Consider the following 23,278-nt stretch of genomic DNA (forward strand, 5'->3'; position numbering starts at 1 on the left):
CCAGCTATTTTAGTAAAGCAGGATACTGATCGGTATACAGCCAATCATTATCACGACGTGGAGCATGACAAGCTTGGCATTGAGCTCGACTTTCGCTCACGTTTACCGTTGGTGTCGCGTCAAACATCGCCCATCCCCAACCTTCCCCCCAATGAGGGTTATTAGCAAAGCGGCCTTGAGTATCTTTTATCATGACAAAAAATACATCGTTAGCTTGCTGGTGATATACCAAACCAGTGGTTAAACGCTCACTACTGACTAACTTCACGTCTTTCACAAATAAGGTGCCGTCGGGCCATTTTCCGCTACTGTTATACGCTTCGACAGCGGCGGCTTGAGTATAAATACCATTCAAATTTTGCACACGCATGGATTCACTCATTACCGCCGTTGTACCTAAATGAACCAGGTTACGCTGAAAATCAGCTGGAAAAGCAATCTCACCCTGCGTACCAACTAACTCAGCGTACACCTGATTTAATGTGTAACTATTGGCATTAGCCATTCCGTTAAAACTAATACTCAAACCCAACAGCCCACTAACTATATATTTAAACATGCGTATTCCTCAGCAGTGACCAACACCACAACGCTTAACGATGGCGCTACTATTCCACACCTACCAAAGAGGCTGTAATTATCAGCTTTAAGTTTTACTTATAGGACTGGATTAAGCAGGCCCAAAACAACGGAGCCAGATAAAACCCTCACCAGCGCATTCGTACCAAAGTACGAGAAGAATGATTAGTTAATGATGATTTAACCAGCAAGCCTGTTAGCCATTGCTATATTCAACTTGCTCGCAGCGGTATTAATGGCGAGTTCATCTCAAAAACAATCCAAGGAAGGCAATATGAAAAACAAATCACTAAAAGTGATAGCTGGTTGGGTTTTGCTCTCTGTTTTCAGCTTCGCAGCGCAAGCCGCTGAAGAAGTAAGACTAAAGCATGCTCACTTCACCCCTTACTTCGAAAATGGCTTTGATAGCGCCGAATTAGAGGGCGCCATTGAGGTTAAAAACATTGGCCCCAATAAACAGGTTTGGCTGCATTACCAATCGTCCAACGGAGAGTGGTTAGATCACCCGGCCTTTTATGTGGGAGCCAGCCATAGCGGCTATGAGAACTTTGCTTTTAGACTACCGCTGGAAGGTTCGGTAGCCGCTACCCAGTTTGCCATTAAGTATCAAGTAAATGGACAAACCTACTGGGACAATAACCAGCAACAAAATTATCAATTTAATGACTACCAACAAACCAACCTAGCTCATCAAGCGGTAGCACTAGATGACGCCCACCGAGCCAGCAGCTTAATCTCTGTTACAGCGCGCGCAAAATCACATAGCGAGCAAGATAAAGTGACCATGGTTTACTCCGACAACAATTTTCAAACAAGCTATCGTAAGGAACTTAGCTTAAGCCACATTGTAGCCGACGAACATGGCCTGAGTGGGGTTTGGAGCGGTCAGCAATACATCGAATACTACCGACATATCGCCTTCTATTTAGAGTATAGCGACGGGAAAAATATCCATATAGATAACTACTACGGCAAAAACTATCGACTGTTTGATACTGGCGAACAGCTCGGCCAAGGCCAACTATTGCAGCGTTATCCGCAAGTTTATTTTCGCGGCGGACCCACTAGCTGGAACTCGATTCCTATGACCCTAATCGACGATTACACTTGGTCTATTGTGGTGTATTTTGATGGTACCACCGACTTTAAGTTTGACGTCTACGATGACTGGTCACGTAACTTTGGAGACAACAATAACGATGGTATTGTCGACTTAAACGGCGCCAACCTAAAGGTAAACAGTGCAGGCTCTACCAGAATCACCTTTAATAGCCTCACCGGCGCCTACCAAGCAACACTATTGCATTAAGAGCACCAGTAAAACTAAAGCCTCGCTCTATGGCGAGGCTCTATCATCACTAATTTGTCTAGTTGCTAATTATTTAGCGCTTAACTCAAACCAATTAATGTTAAACAAATAACCAGACGAACCTTTAAAGTTAAAGCGCAGCGTTTGTTCACCGGCATCTAGGCTCAAGCTGTTTTCAAGGCTTACCCAATTTTGCCAACCGCCGGTGCCTTTTACCTTAACCGTGGCTTTCTCGGCATCATTGGCTAGCACAGCAATACGTCCGCCGTTAGTATCACTGGCTACTCGCACGGTGAATGTGTATTCGCCCCCCGCTGGAACGTTGATGGCGTATTCCACCCAATCACCATTTTCAATATAACCAACATTGTTGCCGCCATCAGCGTCAGCTGTAGGCTCGGTTTGCACCCCATTTTGCTGGCTATAGTTTTCTGCCTTTACTTTTATCGCCGCATTAGCCGCTGTGCTTAGGCTAGCCATGGCAACCAGGGCTGATGTCAGCAGTAGATTTTTAATATGCTTAGGTAATACGCTCATTGATTTGCTCCCTCATTATCTCTATCAAATTATGTTCTGCGACCAAATATCGATATGGCTTGATACTGCGCTAAGCGGATGTTCAAAATTCGGCCTAGCTCCAAACTACCCGCATTTATTTCATCAGTTAAATTTATTTATTGAAGATTATGTTAGCGCTCACACTCGCTGCTTAATTTAGCTAGGGCTTATAAGAAAACAGAACAGCTTAACGGGATCAAAAAGCCCCAAGTAAACTTGAGGCTTTCAAAGAGGTTTAAGCAAATGATATTTAAATGCGGCTGCGACGACGTAACCCAATGACCATGGTTATAAGGCTCTCTGCTACCAATATAACTTAAGCATTAAGCGTAAATGCCAATCGCGCTTGCTCTTGGCCATTAATATGGATTGCCACAAAGTGCTCCCCCGGATAATAGCGCCGCGTAGAAATAGCCTTAAACGAATGGCTTTTCTCCATAGCAAACATTTCGCCCTCCGCTAAATTCACGTTCTTTAGCTTAAACACCTTGGCCGCGGTTTTGCCATTGGCCTTCATAAAATGCAGCGCGTAATCAACTACAAACTTTTGCTGAGGCTTCTGAGCCCGCAGCGCCACCGCAAAGCTAAGGGTTTCGCCCATTGCCACTTCGCTATTGAGCAAAGCAAACTCCTCAATCTCGACCTTTGGCTCGGCGGTATAACCTAACAGCGGGAAACTTTTTGGATGCCCCTGCTTAACTAAGCTTCGTGTGGCATGTTTTATCAACCACTGTAAATCACTACTGGCACTTTGTTGCCAAGCTAAACACAGTGCCAATACCTGCTCCGGGTGATCTTTGGCTATATCATTAAGGTTATTCGCCACCGAACGACGCACATACAAACTACTGTCGTTTTTTAGCGCTTCCAAAACAGGAAATACTGGAGCAGGGTCTGCGATCAACTCTTTTAGTTGTGCCCCCCAAGGAAGGCGCGGCCTACAACCTTCGCTCGCCAAGCGTCGCAAGTGTTCATCGTCACTGGTTGTCCAAGCAAGTAACTGCTCCCAACTTTGCTCGGGATGCTTTTCGATAAACGGGCGAATAGCAAACTCGGCACTAAATAAAGGGCTTAGCGCTGCCAATGCTTGATAGGCCAATTGCGGCTGTTCTATGCCTGCCACCGCAACATAATCGGTTACTGGCCAAATGGCAAAACCACGTAAGCTATCGTCTGGGTCACCGCGATCCCAATGCTGCGGCAGTGCCGTTAATATTTGGCAAGTTTTGGCAAAATCTTCTGGAAGCGTTTGTTGTAATACCTCAATAATATGAGTAACCCGCTGCTTAAGTTCTAACTCCTCTAAACCCTTAAGCGCTAGCTCAACAAACTGGTGTGAATCAAACTCTGGGTAGACCGCCGCAATCCCCTTGACAATACGCTGCACCGCCGGTTCTGCTAAGCCATTTTTCATTAGTTCCACTTTGTTCTCCCCATGAGTATTCGCAACGCTGTAAACGATTTTTCGCTGATTTTAATAAACCAGTAAGTATTTAAAACTAAATGACAAAAGCACTATTGACATTAATCACAATTAAAATAAAACAAACTATTTATATGAGATTGAGAAGCGTACATTGAACAAAAAATAACTCATCTCAATCTAGAAGGCTTTAAATGGAATTATTACCCTCTAAGCAACTGCTTACAATAGCTCTGCTATCCCTATCAGTCATAGCTTGTGGTGGCGGCGGCTCGGCTAGCTCCCAGTCACAGCAAGTAGAGGAGCCAATACCAGAATTTCCTGAGGTATATGGCGAACAGAAATCAAAAGAAACCAGCGGCTTTATTTACCCAACCAACTCAATTTCCATGTATGACAGCAGTGTTTGTCGAAACTACGATGCTTACTATGAAACAGAAAACGTATTGGTATTTGGTAATAGCGGGACAAATACAACGCTGTTTGAACGCTTTGCCATTTGGACTGAATTTGGATTGCAGGAGCTGGAAAGGCAAATGGGGGTTGATTTAATCGCTTTTCAACAGCGTTACCCATTTAGTTTAGAAACGTACTTAGTGGCTACTGATTACTTGTATGAGCGCTTAAGTGAAGAGACTGGAGAAGCGCTATTCCTGCAAGTTACAGGGGATGAGCTCCCTCTAACCTATCAAGACTTAGCTACCGGCACTTCCAAACGTCATTATCTATATCAACAAATTCGCCATTTAAGCCCACAGCAAATCAACAACTTAATAGCTCTGGTACAAGAGCATTATTTACCCAGTGAACTCTCGACCAGCTTTGGACAAGCCTTACCTGGTAAGTCTTTAGTTTGCTTAAACACAGCATTCAATAACAGCGACCTATGGGCAACGGGTAACTTAGTGGGGTATGCAGCGAGAACCAACGATGCAAGACCTACTTCAGCCTACATTGTTACTCATGAATTAATGCATACTCTACAGCACCAATATGTAACGTATTTACGCCAAGTAGACCGTTGGTTTTTAGAAGGCAGTGCTGAGTATGCAATGGGTCATATACCTGAACCACAAAACCACAATAATCGGGATCCATTAGACGATAAATGGGAAAGCACTTTAGGCAGCGTAGCCTATGGTCACTACAATATTGCTGTATCTTACTTAGAAGCAACATCGCCAGGCTTCATCATTAACGTACTGAAACATATTGCAGATAACGGTATATATCATGTTGTTGATTACGCTGAATATCCTGAGTATCAATACGACAGACTAAATCAACCCAACCCCGATTTTAGAAAGGCTTTTAATGCTTATGCAAAACGCCCTGATGGAAGCGCCTTAACTTACCAAGACTTTGAAAGTGAGTACCACCAACTCGTAGACCAATGGATAGCGCAGACTCCAAGCTCATTGATGCGGAAAAGTGAAAGAAAACTAGAACAAAAAGACTGGTTCGAATTACAACGCTAAACTAAACGAAGTCAGCCATTGGCTAACTTCGTTTCTTACACTAAGGCACTAACCAGCGGGTTAGCGATGAGCGGGTTAGTAACCAGCTCAGCACAAAGGCGAGCCCCAAGGCAGCAGCGCTAATCACAACGAGCGCAATGCTAGAGTGGCCAAACCACTGATAAATGCCATAGTCGGGGTTACGTACTGGAATCAAAAATAAAGGGTGGACTAAATAAATTCCAAAACTGTATTTGGAGATAGTTTTGATTAATGGTCTAAATCCTTGCGGTACTCGCTCTGCGTAAGCTTTTATTAATACAAACAAGCTCATGGCAATCACTGCGGTATTTAAGCTTTTATACCCCATGAATACACTGCTGTATTCCCCCTGCAACCAAATATAAAAGGCGCTACCAAATACATTAAATGCCAGCATTGCGCCGCCTGTGGCCAACCAAAATTTAAGGTGAGCTTGTTGGTCGTTGTTAAATAGATACCAGCCCATCACTAAATAGCCACTGTATAAAATGATGTTTTGACGTAGTGGAGTTTCTACCTTAAGCCAATGCATTAAGGTAAGCGTTAACCAAGCTGCTAGCAGTAACAAAATGCGTTGTTTTTCCATTTTATACAGTAGTGGAGCTAGCAGTGGGATCACAAAATAAAGTGGGATGAAATCGTAAAAAAACCATAGGTGATACCAAGTTTGTTCATTGGGCGAATGCTCTAACAAACTTGCGGTTGTATCCCAAGACCACGCCCCTTCTTGATAACCCCCAACAAAGGCATAAATCACCGTCCACGCTAAAAAGGGCAATAAGACCTTAGCTAAACGCCGCGGCAAATAATGCGCTGCATTAAAAGGCCGCTGATCAGACATCAGCAAAGCACCGCTGATCATGATGAAAATGGGCACTGCCCAGCGGCTAATAGCATTTAGGGAAATGGCCGGAAGCCACTCGTGCCAGGCTAGCTCAGGCACCATATCGCGATAAGGGCCGAGCACATGAATGCCCACTACGGCTATGGCAGCGATAAAGCGTAAACACTCTATATAGAACAGCGACGGTCGAGCCGCTTGATTATTAGCCATTACAATATTAACCTTTTTATTATTAAAATAGCAGCCAGCGCCAGTTTGGTTGCCTAAGCCTTACATTAACTTTACACTAAGATCTTGAATAAAGGCCAGTTTGCAAGGAGCGCAGGTGCCAATTTATAGCCCATGGAATGACAAACGTAAGTTTGTTTTCGGCTTATCTTTTATGTTGTTATGCGCCTTTTGGCTAACCTCATGGTTAAGCTACCAAGTTGCGCATAACTCACTAAGAGACCAAATAGAGTCTAATCACCTGCCTTTAACCAGCGATACCGTTTATTCGGAAATTCAACGAGACTTATTACAACCGATCTTTATTTCATCATTAATGGCGCAAGATACCTTTGTTCGCGATTGGGCGATTTCCGGTGAAAATGATGCCCAGCCAATCATTCGCTATTTGGACAATATTCAGCAGCGCTACCAAACCATTACTAGCTTTTTTGTCTCTAGCTACAGTGGCCGTTACTATCATCCTTCTGGCATCATCAAAACCATCTCTAAAGATGATCCCGATGATGTGTGGTTTTATCGAGTGAGCCAATTACCGCCCTCTCAAGAGTACGAAATCAACATCGACTACGATACCGCTGATAACAGTAGAACTACGGTCTTTGTTAACTACAAAGTATTCGATTTTGAAGAAAAGTTGATTGGTGTAACCGGGGTAGGACTGAACATAGAGTTTGTAAAAGAGCTCATTCAGCTCTACCAAACTCGCTATCAACGCAGCGTTTATTTCATTGATGCCTTAGGCAATGTCACCTTAAGTGGCACTAACTACCAAGGCCCTAGAAACATTAGCTTGCGCAAAGGCTTAGCCTCTCAAGCAGCCTCATTACTTAGCGGGGCTAAAAACAGCTACCGTTTTAGCGAAGATGGCCAACAACACTATCTAAATGCTCGCTATATCCCAGAGTTTAACTGGTACCTAATTGTTGAACAGCAAGATGTTCCAGCGATTCAAGATCTAAAACACACGCTTTGGATAAACTTAAGCATTAGCCTGTTAGTTACAGTTTGCATGTTAATTGTGGCTAACTTTACCCTAGGCCGCTATCAGCGCCGCTTAGAGACGCTGGCATCCACCGACAAATTAACCGGTATCTATAATCGTCAAACCTTTGAAGGTCGCTTAGAGCAAGTAATAGATATTCAACACCGGGCCAACAGCCCCTGCTCCATCATCATTTTCGACATCGACCACTTTAAGCAGGTTAACGATAAGTATGGCCACTTAGTCGGCGATAGAGCCTTAAAAAAAGTGGCCGAAATAACCCGCCAATATATTCGCCAGTCGGACATTTTGTGCCGTTGGGGCGGTGAAGAGTTTATTGTATTGCTGCCTAACTGCGATGCCTTAGCCGCCCTAGAAGTAGCAGAAAAAATTCGTTTAGGTGTGAATAAAAGCGAACTCGAGATTGAGGGTAACTTACTTAGCATGAGCATTAGCTGTGGCATTGCTCAAATCAAAACCCACGAAATACTCGCCAGCCTGTTAGTTGATCGTGCCGACAAAGCCATGTACCGCGCTAAGCAAAATGGCCGAAATAGAAGTGTATTAGCAGAATAAAACTTACCCGCCAATTAGATTATTTAGCGGGTATTCGAATCTATTAGTTAGCTTTTGGTGGGTAGTTTTCTAACATCAAAGTGATTTGTTTATTAATGAATTCGGCGCGACTTTCTGGTCCCATAGTTTCACGTAGTTGGCTTTGCGAAATAGAGCGCCACACCAAGGCATTAGTTGCTGGATCAAAAAACTCTACAACCAGTTTGCCATATTTACGTTCTTTATAACGATCTGGTGAGCTCACACCAATAGCCCCGTGTTTGCGGCCTACACCCACCGAGAACGAACCGCCGTATGATTCTAACTCCGTTGCTATATCGACCCGGTAGTCGACCAGCATATCGGCTTCTTCAACCGCTACCGCAGGTATACCTTTAGCTTGTAGTTGGCTGCTTAATTCACGTTCAATTCGTTGACCATCAATGGTTGCCACTGCATCTTCTGGCATTGGCACAAAGGCAAAATCTTTGAATTGAGAGAAGTCTTGATCAACATTGTAATCTAGTGCTGGTTTTACCGTGCATGCGGCGGCCATAAATGACAAACACGCAATTGCAAAAATTCGAAACATAGTTCACTCCAAGTGCTTATAAGCACAAATTTCAATACCTTAAATCTAACACAAGTACGCCAATTTACCCCACCCATTATTGCTGTGACTAGGGGCTGTTGATCTTTGGTGTTGAAATTTTTTTCGAGATAAGAGGGCTTTAATCGCGGCGAGCACTTAGAAGCCTAGTGGGCTAAGCAAGAAGTGCTTAACAAAGAGTAAAGTTCGCTTATCCGAACCCTTCGGGCAGCATTTCTTAGCCATTTATTCAGCGTTAGCGAGTGATTATTAAGCCCACTTAACTGCACACTCACTGCCTTGCCTAAATGGCTAATAAATTGCTGCAAAAACCATCAGCAAAGATCAACAGACCCTAATGCTTAACCAAGTACCAAGGCTTTGTTATAATCGCCACCGTTATTTTTATAGTGGTTTATCATGTCTCAATTTGAACAACGCTTTGGCGGCATTGCGCGCCTTTATGGTCGCTCGGCGCTCAACACCTTCCGACAATCTCACGTATGTGTAATTGGCATTGGTGGTGTCGGCTCTTGGGCAGCAGAAGCTTTAGCTAGAAGTGGCATTGGTAAAATCACCCTGATAGATCTGGATGACATCTGCACCACGAATACCAATCGTCAGATCCACGCCACCACCAGCACCGTGGGTCAGTCAAAAACCGAGGTAATGCGCCAGCGGATTTTACAAATAAATCCAGAGTGCCAATGCCTAGAAATTGAAGACTTTGTTACCAAAGATAACCTTAGTGAATACATCACCAAAGACTTTGACTATGTGATTGATGCCATTGATAGCGTAAAAGCTAAATCAGCCTTAATTGCTTACTGTAAACGCAACAAAATCAAACTCATAACGGTAGGTGGCGCAGGCGGGCAAATAGATCCTACGCAAATCCAAATTACAGATTTGGCCAAAACCATTCAAGATCCCCTAGCAGCCAAAGTCCGCAACGAGCTGCGCAGATTCTACAACTTCAGCAAAAACCCAAAACGAAAGTTTGGCGTAGATTGCGTATATTCTACCGAGCAACTAATTTACCCAAGCAGTGATGGTGAAACCTGTATGGCAAAACCCGATGCGGGCGGTACTATGCGTATGGATTGCAGCAGTGGCTTTGGTGCGGTCACTCACCTCACCGCGAGTTTTGCCTTTGCTGCTGTGTCTCGAGTGCTGAAAAAACTCGCCGCCAAAAGCCAGTAAATTGGCATATAAGCTAAAATACTCAAAGACTTAGCTTTAAAGCCAAACTATTTTTGGCTTTTTTTACTACTCAAGCCTAAATAATTACTGGCTAAACCGCAAAAAAGTAAGGTTTTCTAGTATTTTAAGTTTGCTGTTCTATGCTTAATTCAATAGCAAAGGAGAGCAAAAATGTCTTGGGATAAAACCAGCCTACGCTTCAAAATACTGTCGGTTCTTGTTGCTTCGTTAGTGCTGCTTATGGCGGTAGCCATATACACTGCGCTGCACCTAAGAGAAACCGCAAACAGCTTTGATAAACTCACTCATAACGAAGTACACCTTGAAGAAGTGGCTCTGCTGTCCCACATCGCCTTTAAAACTCAAATCCAAGAATGGAAAAACGTGCTTCTGCGTGGTCACGACCCAGAGCAAAATAAAAAGTATTGGGATCGCTTCCAAGATAAGCAAAAAGAAGTTCAGCAACAGGTTGGCAAACTGGTCACAGAGCTAAGACAAGCCAACTACCCAGAACTGGCAAAACTTGCAGAAGAGTTTTTGGCCTCACATAAAACACTCGGCACCGCCTATGCTAAAGGTAAAGCCGAATATGAGGCAGCAGGCTTTGATTTTAAAGTTGGCGATAAGGCGGTAAAAGGCATTGATAGGGCCCCGTCTAAATCCATGGCGCAGCTTAGCGACCAACTTAAATCGATAACTGCCGAGCAGGTCGAATTAAACACTGTGCGCGCCCACCAAGTAAGCAATATCAGCTTCATCATCATTGGTATTAGTGGCCTACTAGTGATTCTTGTTAGCTTCTTATTTATGGAGCGCCAATGCATTAAGCCAATTAACTCTCTAGTAGAAGATATAGATGTATTAGCCAATGGTAAGCTTAATGTGACAGTACAGCTAGAGCGCGGCGACGAGCTAGGGAAATTGGCCAATGCGACTCGAAAACTACAACAATTTTTACTCAGCACCGTGTCTGATTTAAGCCAATCTGGTGAGCAGCTGCATAACTCTTCAAACATGTTAAATAGCATGTCGGAAGATCTCGCCAAGGGCACCCACCAACAACGAGAAAGCTCTGATTTAGTGGCCACCGCTATTCAAGAGATGTCGCACTCGGCCAATGAGGTATCGCAAAATGCCGCCAATACTGCCGATACTACCCATAATACCGACTTAACCGCGCACAATGGCGCCGAAGCCATGAAGCAGGTAATCACCAGTATTAATACTCAGGTAGCCGATATTAGCCACGCTGGTGAAGTGGTTAAAGATTTAGCCACAGATACCAATAATGTAGGAGCGGTGCTTGATGTGATTAAAGGCATTGCCGAGCAAACTAACTTGCTGGCGTTAAATGCAGCGATTGAGGCAGCACGCGCTGGCGAACAAGGTCGAGGCTTTGCTGTGGTAGCCGATGAAGTAAGAACCTTGGCGCAAAAAACCCAACAAAGTACTAGCGAAATTCAAAACATTCTCGAGAAGATTCAAGGTGGTGCTAACAACGCAGTAACCGCCATGGAGCAAAGCCAAAGCCGAACCGACGAAGTTGTAGAACAAGTAGAAACAGCAGAAAGCCTGCTATCAGAAATTGTTACCTCCATTGGCAGCATTAATGAAATGAACTTACACATTGCCTCAGCCGCAAAGGAGCAAACTACTGTTGCTGGCGAGATTGCTTCACTGATTGAACGCATCGCCGATGTGGCCGCACAAAACTCTCAACAAGTGGATGAGTCAAATCAAATTAGTGGCCAGCTTAATCAACTAGCCGATGACTTCAATGTGCAGCTTAAGCGCTTTGAGTATTAAGTACTTATGAATAACGACCATAAAGAAGCCCAAGCAGATGCTTGGGCTTTTACTAGCTACAGTGTTGGCTTAGTCGGCTACCGTATCACCCACCAAGTGATCAACACTTGGCACTGGTTTGTGATTGGCACCCAAATAGGAGTAAATTACTGGCAATACAAACAATGTAAATACCGTACCAATGGATAAACCCGCACAAATAACCATACCAATATCAAAGCGTGCAGCAGCACCTGGACCAACAGCGAGTAGCAATGGTACCAAGCCCGCCACCATAGAGATGGTGGTCATCAAAATTGCACGCAAACGAATTCGGGCAGCATGGCGAATCGCAGTGATCTTGTCTTCACCTTTCAAGATTTGACGCTCTTTGGCTACTTCGCACATCAAAATACCGTGTTTAGTAATCAAACCAACGAGGGTAATCATACCAATTTGGGTATAGATATTGAGTGAGGCTAAGCCCCAGCCCATCATCAATAGCGCACCACAAATCGCTAACGGTACCGACACCATAATCACAATTGGGTCGCGAATACTTTCGAACTGCGCCGCCAATACCAAGAAGATAATCGCCAGTGCTAAGCCAAAGGTGGCATACAAGGCTGAACCTTCTTGCACAAACTGACGAGATTCACCTTTGTACTCAAAACCATAACCCTTAGGTAAAATCTCTGCAGATTTTTGCTCTAAGAACTTAAGCGCGTCCCCCATGGTTTGGCCTGGCATTAAGGCACCATTTAAGGTTACCGAGTTGGTTTGGTTCATTTGCAGTAGCGAACTTGGCTGGCCGGTTAAGTCCCATTCAATCAAGTTAACCAAGGGTACCGGGCTACCATCAACGGTTTTCACATAGAACTGACCAATTGCCTCAGGGCTTAATCGGTCTTCACGCTTAACCTGAGGGATCACCTCGTAAGAGCGACCATCATAGTTAATGTGGTTGATGTAACCATCACCCATTAAAGTACCCAAGGTGCTGGCAATGTCTGCCATCTTCACCCCATAGGCACCGGCTTTATCACGGTTAACTTTAATGTCTAAGGTTGCCGTTTGGAACTTGGTGTCTAAGTCGGTAAATACAAAGTAACCACTTTGCATAGCAGCTTGTTGTAGCTCCTGGGCTAGGCTCACCAAAGTGCGGTAATCACCGGTACCTTGCAATACAAACTGCACCGGAAAACCACCACTGGCACCGGGCAAAACCGGCAGCGGAAACGAAGCGACAGATACACCAGCGATGTCGGCGGTTTCGGCTTGAATCGCTTTAACCAGCTCATCTTGGCTCATGGTGCGATCTTCCCACAAAGTGGTGTTTAAGAAGCCTAAACCCTGGGTCGCACTAGGTATACCCGCTAAGGTAAATGCACTGGCAATATCGTCTAAGGCCATGCCGCGTCGACCCACTTCGGTGGTGTATTGATCCATGTAGTCAATGTTTGCCCCAGCCGGACCATTCGCCATAATCATTGCAGCGCCTTTATCTTCAGCAGGTGCAAGTTCAGTAGGAATAATCTTCAGTAGCGGGTACAAAGAGCCCATCACAATAATGGCGAAGATCACCACCACAGGGCGGTACTTTAATACCCCGCCAACAAGTTTGTCGTAGCCGCTATCTAAACTATCTAAGAATTTATGAACGCCTACTTCAAAACGGCCCGGATTAGGGTTGTGCTTAAGTAATACCGAACACATCACCGGCGATAAGGTTAAGGCAACAAAACCCGATACCACAACCGCGCCCGCAAGGGTAAGGGCAAACTCGGCAAACAATACGCCGGTTAAACCTTCGACCATGGCGATCGGCGAATACACTGCTGCTAAGGTAATGGTCATCGAAATTACCGGCAAGGCAATTTCGCGGGTACCAACAATGGCAGCATCAAAGGGTTTCATCCCTTGGCGAATATGCCGGTCAACGTTTTCCACCACAACAATGGCGTCGTCCACCACCAAACCAATTGCCAGCACCATAGCCAACAAGGTTAATAGGTTTAGCGAGAAACCTAAGGCTTGCATCGCCAAACACACACCAATCAGTGATAGCGGAATCGCGATAACTGGAATGAGTACTGCACGCAAGTTACCCATGAACAAGAAAATCACAACCACAACAATAATGGTGGCTTCCACAATGGTGGTAAGTACTTCATTAATCGATGATTCAATGTATTCCGTTGAATCATAAAGTACTTGCATGCCCATGCTATCTGGAAGGTTAGCTTCCAAGTCGGGTAGCATTTCGGTAATCAACTTGGCAACGGTTAGCGGGTTGGCAGTAGGCGTTGGGTCAATGGCTACCACAACCGCGGTTTGTGCATCAGCTTTCGCTCGTACGGTTTCACGTGCTGCATCCAGCTCCAGCTCAGCCACATCGTTTAAGCGCACAATGCCACTTTCGCTACGCGCAACAATCAACTGCTCAAACTCGGCACGGGTTTTAAGATCGGTATCAGCTTCTACGTTATAAAGGAAGAAACGACTTTTAGCTTGACCCGGAGCCGACCTAAAGTTGTTGTTTTGCAGAGCGTTAACCACTTCTGCCGCGGTAAGTTTATGGTTCGCCAGTTTTACTGGATCTAACCATACCCGCATCGACAACTGCGGCCCGTAAACATTGGCCTTGGCAACACCCGTTACCGTCACCATTTGCGGCTGCACGTTACGGTTTACATAATCCACAATTTGCGCCGCTTTTAGCTCATCACTACTAAAGGCGATGTACATAATCGAGGTACTAGAACCGGTTGAGCGCGAAATGTTGGGATCTAAGGCTTCACTGGGTAAACGCGCACGTACAGCGTTTACTTTAGCCATAATCTCCGACAGTGCAGCATCTGGGTCGGCACCTGTTTTCATGTAAGCAGTAATGGTACTGCTGCCCATAGAAGAGTTAGATTCCAAGAAATCTAAGTTATCCGCCTCAGCAATCGACTGCTGCAATGGCTGGGTAATAAAACCCTGTATAACTTCTGCAGGCGCACCATAATAAGCGGTGCTTACAGTAATAACCGTGTTGGTTAGCTCTGGATACTCGCGAATTTGCAGCTTAAATACTGATTGAATACCAATAATCAGCAGCAGCAAACTTAAAGACAGCGCTAATATCGGTCGCCGAATAAAAATATCGGTAAATCTCATGACCTACGCTCCTAATCTTTTGGCAAGTTTTGGTCGCGTTGTACGAAGCTATCTTCAACAATACGAACCACAGCCCCGTTACGTAAACGCACTTGACCAGAAACCACTACTTGCTCGCCAGCGTTCACGCCTTTATCGATCACAGCAACATCGCCGCGACGTTCACCCACAGTGACTGAACGTTGCTTAGCAATTAAAGTTTCGCTGCCGTCGTCTGCAGTTTCACTTTCTAGAACGTAAATAGATTCACCGTATAAGGAAAACGAAATAGCCTGCTGTGGCACCACAATTTGATTAGGCTGCACCGCTTGCCAAATACGTACACTGGCGTACATGCCAGACCGTAAAAGCCCTTCAGCATTTGGAATGGTAGCCTGTACCTGAATCACACCACTTTGTGGGTCAACGGTAGGTTCAATGGTAGTGATTTTGCCTTTAAACCACTGCGCAGGATAAGCATCAGAGTTAAGCTCAATCTCGGTACCAACATTGATAAGCGAGATGTCTTTTTGCGGCACAATAAAGCGCAGCAACATATGATCAAGATTCTCTAAACGAGCAATGTCGTCACCCGCTTGCAAGTATTGACCAAGGTTGATTTGGCGAATGCCCATTACACCGTTAAACGGGGCGCGAATATCACGGCGCTCAATAGTGGCTTTAAGTGCTTCAATATCACTGACCAAGGCAAGGTAGTTAGCTTCCGAGTCATCAAACTGGGTTTGCGAAACCGAACCACGATCCAACAAGGTTTTATTGCGCTCCATTTGGCGCTTAACCGCTGGAAGCTTGGCCTTAGCACTAGCCAGGTTAGCTTTTTCAACGTCAGCTTCTAGGCTCACCAATAGTTCACCCGCTTTTACTGTGTCACCCGAAGTAAAGTGAATTTTAGTCACCAATCCAGCCACTGAGCTACTAATATTCACACCTTGGTAGGGCTCAATAAATCCAATTGATTCAATTGCTGGCTGCCAGTCTTCTGCATTCGCTGTAGCCACTTCCACAGGCATTTCTGGCACCGGACGATTAGCCATAAATTCGGCAATCATCTTTTGTTTGAATAGGTAAAAACCAAACACGCTACCAAACAGAATCACTGTTATGACTAGCATGATTGCCATCCATTTTTTCATTTCCCACTCCAATCACTAAGGGTGTATGGTAATAGCATCCCAGCTAGCTAAAAGCGCGGCATCCATGTCTTGCTTTGTAAAATTCGCTTCTCGAAGTTGAGAAAAGCGACAAATTTCGAGTATTTGGCCAAAGGCCAAGGCGTATAGCATTTCGCTTGGTAAAGGTTTAAAGCAGCCTTGTTCGACACCACGGCTAAAAAAAAGTTTTACCGGTTTAAATAATTCCTGGATAAGCGCTTTGTGACGAGCATTTTTAGGTAAGGTTTCTAAATGGACCCACAAGCGTTGCACATTCACATTTTCTTGATGGTAGTGTAGTGCATTTAGCCACAAACGACTGTGGCACTCTTGTAAGCTCTGTGCCGTATTAACATCTGCCAAAAAGGCCTCGGCAAACAAACGCAAATTACGCTCATGAAGCTCCGCCATCAACTCGTCTTTATCTTTAAAATACAAATAGATGGTACCGGTCGCTACTTTTGCCTGCTTGGCCACGCGGTGAATAGACACAGCCTCAAGCCCTGATTTATTAATCAGCGCCTCAGCAGCCATCAATATACGTACGCGTTTATCGGAAATCATAAAAATGAACATTTGTTCAGTATTTTTCGCGATTATATTCCTCATCAAAAAACAATCAATGAATAATTGTTCATTTTACAAATTCTTACATTTGTTAAAGAATATGAAAGCGTTAAAGCGGCGTAGATCAGCCCTCTCTGATCGGCTAAAATGCACGGCCCGTTTAGAAGGAAAGCTCCGTGAAGTTAAATCCCGCACAAGATAAAGCCGTTAGTTATGTATCTGGCCCCTGCTTAGTATTAGCAGGTGCAGGCAGTGGTAAAACACGGGTTATTACCAACAAAATTGCTCATTTAGTGCAAAACTGTGGCTATAAGGCAAAAAACATTGCCGCGGTAACCTTCACTAATAAAGCTGCCCGCGAAATGAAAGAGCGGGTGGGCCAAACCATGGGGCGCAAAGAAGCGCGAGGCTTGCGGGTATGTACTTTCCATACCTTGGGTTTAGACATTATTCGCCGTGAATACCGCAGCCTTAAGCTAAAACCCAACTTCTCACTGTTTGACGATCAAGACCAAATGGCCTTACTCAAAGAGCTCACCGAAAAAGAATTAGAGGGCGATAAAGACTTACTCAAGCAACTGCTTAGCTGCATTTCTAACTGGAAGAATGATTTGGTATTACCGGCGCAAGCTGTAGCCAGAGCTACCGGCCAAAGCCAGCAAGAGCAATTGTTTGCCCATATGTACGAAGCCTATCAGCGTCAGCTTACCGCCTATAACGCACTAGACTTTGATGACCTGATTTTAATGCCTACGCTATTGCTCACCCACGACGCAGCAGTACGTAAACGTTGGCAAGATACCATTCAATATTTATTGGTAGATGAGTATCAAGATACCAATACCAGCCAGTATCAGCTGGTAAAATTAATTACCCAGGAGCGCGCCTGCTTCACCGTGGTTGGTGACGATGACCAGAGCATTTACTCTTGGCGTGGTGCGCAGCCTAAAAACCTGATGCAGCTGCAAAAAGATTTCCCTGCTTTAGAAGTGATCATGCTGGAGCAAAACTATCGCTCAACCCAGCGGATATTAAAGTGCGCCAACATCCTTATCGAAAACAATGAGCATATTTTCGAGAAATCGCTGTTCTCCGAGTTAGCCTACGGTGAACCACTTAAGATTCTCTTTGCGAAAACCGAAGAACAAGAATCTGAGCGCGTAGTGGCCGAGTTAATTGGTCACCGTTTTATGAATAACGCCAATTACCAAGATTACGCCATTTTATACCGCGGCAATCACCAGTCTCGGCTGCTCGAAAAAACCTTAATGAACAACCGTGTTCCCTATAAAATTAGTGGCGGCACCTCGTTTTTTGCCCGCGCCGAAATCAAAGACATCATGGCCTATCTACGGGTATTGGTGAACCAAGACGACGACAACGCCTTGCTGCGTATCATCAATACGCCACGTCGCGAAATTGGCCCAACTACCTTAGAAAAAGTGGGTACCTACGCCAACGAGCAACAAATCAGCTTGTTTGCAGCAACTACCCACATAGCCATGACCAGCATTTTGCCCACCCGAGCACTTAATGCAGTGAATGAGTTTAGTCAGTGGTTACTGGCATTGGCCGAGCGCGTTGAGCGAGGAGATGCTCAGCAAGCTGTACGCGACATGATCCGAGATATTCACTACGAAGACTTCCTTTACGAAACCAGCCCCAGCCCTAAAGCTGCAGAAATGCGCATGAAGAATGTCTCAGAGCTATTTCGCTGGGTAAGTGGCATGCTCGAAGGTGATAACGACAACGAGCCAATGACCTTGCCACAAGTGGTTAATCGGCTGATTTTACGCGACATGATGGAACGTGGCGAAGAAGACGAAGAAAGCGATCAGGTTCAATTAATGACCTTGCACGCCTCAAAAGGTTTGGAGTTTCCTTACGTGTACCTCATCGGCATGGAAGAAGGTTTATTGCCGCACCAAAGCAGTATTGATGAAGACAATGTAGAAGAAGAGCGTCGCCTTGCTTATGTTGGGATTACTCGGGCCCAGCGCGAACTCACTTTCACCTTAACTAAAGAGCGTCGCCAGTTTGGCGAACTCATCAAACCAGAACCAAGCCGGTTTTTATACGAACTGCCACAAAACGATTTAGTGTGGGAGCAACGCCGTAAAAAGGAAACCGCTGAAGAACGCCAAGAAAAAGGCAACAAAGGCATTGCTGCGTTGCGGGCCGCGCTTAACAAAAACAACAGCTAAATTTCACCATCCTTAGTTAATTAACATCATTTGGTCATATTTAAGATCAACGATCTTAAATGTGATCCTGCGCTAATTACCTTCTAAAGGCACAACATATTTGTGACCGAAACGGTTTTCATCCCATAAAAGCGCCTTACTCCAAGGTTTTATGAGAATAAACTCACAAAAACATAATCAAGGATGGAGAGTACTGATGAATGCATTAGTTGAACAACGTCAACAAGCTCAACTGCATTTTCAACAAGGAGAGCAGAATATTATAGTGGGTGATGCCGCTGCCTGTCCCTTGCCGCCAGAACAACTGGTCGCTCTAGAAGCAGATTCTCCCTATGTAGTGGAAGTATTTGAAGGCGGTTTAACTGCTATTGTGTTTCACCTATGTATTGATGGCCGACACTACAATCTTAAAAAACGTCGCCCGCAAGCCTTGGTGCATAATGTTGATGGTGAAACTTCCTTCCTTAACGAAGTACAGCGCCGCCGCGATATTCAAGCGCTTAAAGACCAACCTAGCACCGCCAAAGCTTATCAACACATTGTAACTACCCTTTACGCCAACTATCGCCTTGGTTTTATTTTGTCACCGTGGATTGAAGGCAAGCCACTATGCAGTTTTAGCCGTGAAATTTTTAGACAGATTTTCGATACCCAATTTGCCCTAGAGCAAGCTGGCTTAATGGAGTGGGATTTGTCTCCTGGCAACATCATTTACGACGGCCGACAAATCCATCTGTTCGATTTTGGCTATATGTACCCTTACGATCCCTTAGAGCACTTTAATAGTGATGGTTTAGCTGCTCCAGATTTTCATGCGGTGGAACGTTTAGAAACCCGCAATGTATTTGGCTATTTGCTGCGCTACCAAGATGTAATGACCGCCGCAGACCAACTTGCGATTTATCGTGAGCTAAAAGAAGCTGCGTTAGATGTTTATACCCAAAAGCTCATTTGGCTAAAACAAAACTATGCCCAGCCGGCCATAATCCAATGGCAAACAGAGATTATTGAACGCTGGGAATATGCTCTAGACAACGAACGCTCACTGAAAAATCTATTTATTGCAGAAAGCTTCCGCTCCCACTGTTTAGACATTGCCGACGACATTAGTGGCAAGAGCTGCACCCCAATGACCTTAAAGCGCATCGACAAAGTCATCACCATGGCTGCCACTGTTTATTTACAGCTTCAAAACAACGGCGCGCTGTTGTTTGACAACGCAGAGCTGGAGCAGGTCGACCTAATCAAAAAATACCAAGATTACCGTCAACTAGCGGCCCAGTACCAACAGAAATAAATCCTACAATTCAAACCGTTAAGCTTTATTTACAAAGGCATCAACTTATCTTGATGCCTTTGTGATGACAGGCTCACATTTCTGTACATTTTTTATCCTTTGTTTATGTTTTTTCTCTAACATTGTTATGGCCATGGCCAGCACAAAGATCTGCGCTGTGGCAAAACAACTATAACAATGATTAAAAATCACCAATGTTGAGCGAATTTGCAAAATTTTCGCCATAACTAGGTGGTTAAAAATACAGCAAGAAAAACAGTATAAGGAAAGGATCCATGAACAAGTTAACAATCGCTCTCGCGGGGGCGACGTTGCTGTCTGCGCCTGTGGCAGCCGAATGGAACTTTAGGGGTACGCCAAACCAATGGCAATCCACGCCCCTTGCAGTAGTTTCAGGAACCGAATACACCACTTGCCAAAGTTTTGGTAGCAGCGACCCACGCTTTAAAATCGATCGCTTTGGCGACTGGAACGAAGCCTACCCAAGTACCGATGTACGGGTTGATGCTAACAAGAGCTATAACATTAGTTTTTTTAGCGACAGCAAAAATATAAGCACTACAGAAGTGGCTAGCTGTGGCGAGGTAGAACCACCAGAGGATAGCTGGTTTTATCGCGGCACTTCAAATGGCTGGGCTGCCACAGCCATGACCAGCAGCGATAACCTAAACTTTTGTACTACCCAGAGTTTTGCTAACGATAACCCACGTTTCAAAATCGACCATTATGGCGATTGGAACGAAGCTTACCCAACAGCAGACTTTATAGTAACTGGCAATGCTAGCTACCAGATTTGTTTTAACGCCGATTCAAAACAAATCACCGCAACACCAACCACGACAGAAGATACTCAAGCTCCTACAGTAAGCGCCACCCCTGCAGCGGGTTCTTACACCCAAGCTCAGCAAATCAGCTTAACTGTTAGCGATAATCAAGACAGTGCACCCAATATCTACTGCACTACCGATGGCTCTATACCCACTCAAGCTTCACCGCAATGCAATGGCGCAAGCTTTAGCGCTAGTGATGTGGTAACTGACGGTGTTGATTTAAGCCTAAAAGTGCTAGCTGTGGATGCATCGGGTAACTCTGCTGTCAGCAGCTTTGATTACACCATTAGCGATGCACCAGCCGATACTTGGTATTTCCGCGGTACGCCTAATGACTGGCAAACCACCCTAATGACCACTAGCGATGGGGAGAACTACTGCACCACCCAAAGCTTTGGTAGCGTTGATCCACGCTTTAAAGTGGACCACTTTGGCGATTGGACTGAGAACTACCCAAGCGCCGACGTCACGGTTAATCCAGATACCACTTATGAGATCTGTTTTAATGCCACCAGCAAACAAGTGACCACTAGCGAAATTGAAGGTGAGGATACTAAGGCGCCAGTAGCCAGTGCTTCTCCATCTGGCGGCAGCTACACCACTGCCCAGCAAATTAGTTTAAGTGTGACTGATAACCAAGACCCTGCACCTAAGCTTTATTGCACCACCGACGGCAGCCTGCCAACCACTGCACTTAGCCCATGTAATCAACAAAGCTTTACTGCAAGTGATGTAGTAAGCACAGGCATAGATTTAGTGCTTAAAGTGCTAGCAGTTGATGCCAATGGCAACCAAGGTATTAGCACCTTTAACTACACCATTGACCCTAGCATCATTACCAGCGGCGACTTCCGTGAAGAGAATGTTTACTTCATTATGACCGACCGATTTGCAGATGGTGATACGAGCAATAACAACATCTGGGGTGACGAGTACTTACCCAATGGTGAAGCCGATAAGTACAATACTAACACCAGCAAAACCGGTCCTTTGTCTTACTACCATGGTGGTGATTTCCAAGGCATTATCGACAACCTCGATTACATCCAAGACATGGGCTTTACCGCCATTTGGATTACTCCGGTTGTGAAGCAGCCTGAAGGGCGCCGTTTTAACGCCAGTGACGACTATGAAGCTTCAGCCTTCCATGGTTACTGGGGTTACGACTTCGACAAAATTGACCCACACCTACACTCTTTAGGTAAAGACAATGATGGCTGGGCAGGTTTTGACGCCTTAGTGGATGCATTGCATTCGCGCGACATGAAGATCATGCTCGACATCGTGGTAAACCACGGTCAGCCTGGCCAATCGGTAGTAGGCTCGAAGAGTAAATGGGCCGACCGAGCGCTAGAGATTAAAATGGATGGTCAAACCTGGAATTGGGAAACCAATGACCCTTACATGGATGGCGCTAAAAATGGCTTCTTTAGCTACGCCAGTACTGGGAATACCTGGTTGATCGACTTGCTTGATTTTAACGAACATGGTGACGATGACCAAAACGCAACTAAACATCTAATCAATGTGTATAAGCGCTTTATCGACCATGGCGTAGATGCTTTCCGTATTGATACGGTTTCGTACATGACTGCTGATTTCTGGGAACGATTCACCCTAGAAATGGATGCTCATGCTCGTAGTTTAGGCAACGACAACTTCTACATGGCAGGCGAAGCATGGACAGGCGATCGTAAGTCGGCGGTTGATCTAATCTACAACGGCCAAGGCAAAAAATTCCATATGTTGGATTTACATGGTTCTTCCATGGACTTTCCAGGTTGGATGGGCAAAGCCTTTAGAGGTGAAGCAGGGTTTGACGACGGCAATGGCTACGCCCGTATTGCTGGTGCCGATGGCGATGCCTCTGGCATTTACGATCCAACCTATCTAGCTACCTTTGTAGATAACCACGATGTTACCCGAGCTAACGGTGTATTGAGTGAAACGCAGTACCTCAATAACTTAAACTTTATCTACTTGTTCCGTGGCCTGCCGGTGGTGTTCTACGGCACCGAGGTGCTTTATTCAAGCTGGCCACACTACATTACCACCACTGAAAAAGATGATGTAGTAGCACGTTGGATGCTGGGTTCAGAAGGCATTAACTACGCCAAAACCAACCAGCCAACGCTCTATAAGCATTTAAAAATGCTAAATAGCCTGCGCAGCTCCTCTGAAGCCATTCAAAAAGGTCAGCAAATCGACCTATTGCTAGATGGCGATCATGCAGCATTTGCTCGTGATAATGGGGCAGCTGTAGCTTACGTAGCTCTCACTAAAGGCAGTGGCTTTAGCTACACCTTTAATAATATGGCTAATGGTAGCTATCGTTTAATAACGCCAAATACCAACGCCGCCAGCTACAACGAGCAAATCATTACTGTGAGTGGCGGCAGCCATTCAGTAACGGTGCCAGCAAACAGCTTTGTGATTTTAGACAAACTATAAATCTCAATATTCCCACCTAGCCATTTTGCTCTGTGCGGAATGGCTGGGTGGATTAACTA

The 23,278-nt window shown here is 45.1% G+C and carries 16 protein-coding genes; 8 read left to right on the forward strand and 8 right to left on the reverse strand.

What is annotated here, in order from left to right:
- Window positions 1-4: 4 nt before the first annotated feature.
- On the reverse strand, window positions 5-559 hold the full coding sequence (locus tag K5609_RS19635; RefSeq protein ID WP_221075098.1) for a cytochrome P460 family protein: 555 nt from the start codon (window positions 557-559) through the stop codon (window positions 5-7).
- A gap of 294 nt (window positions 560-853) precedes the next feature.
- Here K5609_RS19635 and K5609_RS19640 point away from each other — a divergent pair, with 294 nt between their 5' ends.
- Window positions 854-1,888, forward strand: a complete 1,035-nt coding sequence (locus K5609_RS19640) for a carbohydrate-binding protein (RefSeq protein ID WP_221075099.1) — start codon at window positions 854-856, stop codon at window positions 1,886-1,888.
- Window positions 1,889-1,957: 69 nt separating this feature from the next.
- Here K5609_RS19640 and K5609_RS19645 read toward each other — a convergent pair whose 3' ends face one another.
- Together K5609_RS19645 and K5609_RS19650 are read right to left on the reverse strand one after the other, a co-directional pair.
- Entirely contained in the window at window positions 1,958-2,425 is a 468-nt protein-coding gene (locus K5609_RS19645; RefSeq protein ID WP_221075100.1) for a carbohydrate-binding protein, read from the reverse strand.
- A gap of 337 nt (window positions 2,426-2,762) precedes the next feature.
- On the reverse strand, window positions 2,763-3,860 hold the full coding sequence (locus K5609_RS19650) for a DNA alkylation repair protein (protein ID WP_246612008.1): 1,098 nt from the start codon (window positions 3,858-3,860) through the stop codon (window positions 2,763-2,765).
- A 203-nt stretch (window positions 3,861-4,063) separates the two neighbouring features.
- On the opposite strand from K5609_RS19650, the gene K5609_RS19655 reads away from it, so the two are divergent.
- On the forward strand, window positions 4,064-5,347 hold the full coding sequence (locus K5609_RS19655) for a hypothetical protein (RefSeq protein ID WP_221075102.1): 1,284 nt from the start codon (window positions 4,064-4,066) through the stop codon (window positions 5,345-5,347).
- Between the two features lie 40 nt (window positions 5,348-5,387).
- Here the strand turns inward: K5609_RS19655 and K5609_RS19660 are convergent, their stop codons facing one another.
- Window positions 5,388-6,422 carry an acyltransferase gene (locus tag K5609_RS19660; RefSeq protein WP_221075103.1) on the reverse strand — a complete coding sequence of 345 codons (1,035 nt, stop codon included), beginning with the start codon at window positions 6,420-6,422 and terminating at the stop codon, window positions 5,388-5,390.
- 172 nt (window positions 6,423-6,594) lie between these two features.
- Here K5609_RS19660 and K5609_RS19665 point away from each other — a divergent pair, with 172 nt between their 5' ends.
- Complete coding sequence (locus K5609_RS19665) at window positions 6,595-8,001, forward strand: sensor domain-containing diguanylate cyclase (RefSeq protein ID WP_221077319.1); 1,407 nt, start codon at window positions 6,595-6,597, stop codon at window positions 7,999-8,001.
- A 43-nt stretch (window positions 8,002-8,044) separates the two neighbouring features.
- On the opposite strand, the gene K5609_RS19670 is transcribed toward K5609_RS19665, so the two are convergent.
- The gene (locus K5609_RS19670) at window positions 8,045-8,572 is read right to left on the reverse strand and encodes a DUF4136 domain-containing protein (RefSeq protein ID WP_221075104.1); all 528 of its coding nucleotides are present in this window, start codon (window positions 8,570-8,572) and stop codon (window positions 8,045-8,047) included.
- A gap of 417 nt (window positions 8,573-8,989) precedes the next feature.
- On the opposite strand from K5609_RS19670, the gene tcdA reads away from it, so the two are divergent.
- Both tcdA and K5609_RS19680 read left to right on the forward strand, forming a co-directional pair.
- Window positions 8,990-9,772: a tRNA cyclic N6-threonylcarbamoyladenosine(37) synthase TcdA gene (tcdA, locus tag K5609_RS19675; protein WP_221075105.1), complete on the forward strand. Its 783-nt coding sequence runs from the start codon at window positions 8,990-8,992 to the stop codon at window positions 9,770-9,772.
- Window positions 9,773-9,943: 171 nt separating this feature from the next.
- Window positions 9,944-11,578, forward strand: coding sequence for a methyl-accepting chemotaxis protein (locus tag K5609_RS19680; RefSeq protein WP_221075106.1), 1,635 nt, complete (start codon window positions 9,944-9,946; stop codon window positions 11,576-11,578).
- A 69-nt stretch (window positions 11,579-11,647) separates the two neighbouring features.
- Here K5609_RS19680 and K5609_RS19685 read toward each other — a convergent pair whose 3' ends face one another.
- The 3 genes from K5609_RS19685 to K5609_RS19695 are packed head-to-tail and all read right to left on the reverse strand — an operon-like array spanning window position 11,648 to window position 16,434.
- On the reverse strand, window positions 11,648-14,719 hold the full coding sequence (locus K5609_RS19685) for an efflux RND transporter permease subunit (protein ID WP_221075107.1): 3,072 nt from the start codon (window positions 14,717-14,719) through the stop codon (window positions 11,648-11,650).
- 11 nt (window positions 14,720-14,730) lie between these two features.
- Window positions 14,731-15,852 carry an efflux RND transporter periplasmic adaptor subunit gene (locus K5609_RS19690; RefSeq protein WP_016401945.1) on the reverse strand — a complete coding sequence of 374 codons (1,122 nt, stop codon included), beginning with the start codon at window positions 15,850-15,852 and terminating at the stop codon, window positions 14,731-14,733.
- A gap of 15 nt (window positions 15,853-15,867) precedes the next feature.
- Entirely contained in the window at window positions 15,868-16,434 is a 567-nt protein-coding gene (locus tag K5609_RS19695) for a TetR/AcrR family transcriptional regulator (protein WP_221075108.1), read from the reverse strand.
- Window positions 16,435-16,613: 179 nt separating this feature from the next.
- On the opposite strand from K5609_RS19695, the gene rep reads away from it, so the two are divergent.
- The 3 genes from rep to K5609_RS19710 all read left to right on the forward strand — a co-directional run bounded on the left by rep (window position 16,614) and on the right by K5609_RS19710 (window position 23,219).
- A complete protein-coding gene (gene rep / locus K5609_RS19700; RefSeq protein WP_221075109.1) occupies window positions 16,614-18,641 on the forward strand; it encodes a DNA helicase Rep in 2,028 nt (675 codons plus the stop codon).
- 196 nt (window positions 18,642-18,837) lie between these two features.
- Window positions 18,838-19,938 carry a protein kinase family protein gene (locus K5609_RS19705; protein WP_221075110.1) on the forward strand — a complete coding sequence of 367 codons (1,101 nt, stop codon included), beginning with the start codon at window positions 18,838-18,840 and terminating at the stop codon, window positions 19,936-19,938.
- Between the two features lie 275 nt (window positions 19,939-20,213).
- Window positions 20,214-23,219, forward strand: a complete 3,006-nt coding sequence (locus K5609_RS19710; RefSeq protein ID WP_221075111.1) for an alpha-amylase family glycosyl hydrolase — start codon at window positions 20,214-20,216, stop codon at window positions 23,217-23,219.
- Window positions 23,220-23,278 lie beyond the last annotated feature (59 nt).

It is taken from the genome of Agarivorans aestuarii (assembly GCF_019670125.1).
Taxonomy (GTDB): Bacteria; Pseudomonadota; Gammaproteobacteria; order Enterobacterales; family Celerinatantimonadaceae; genus Agarivorans; species Agarivorans aestuarii.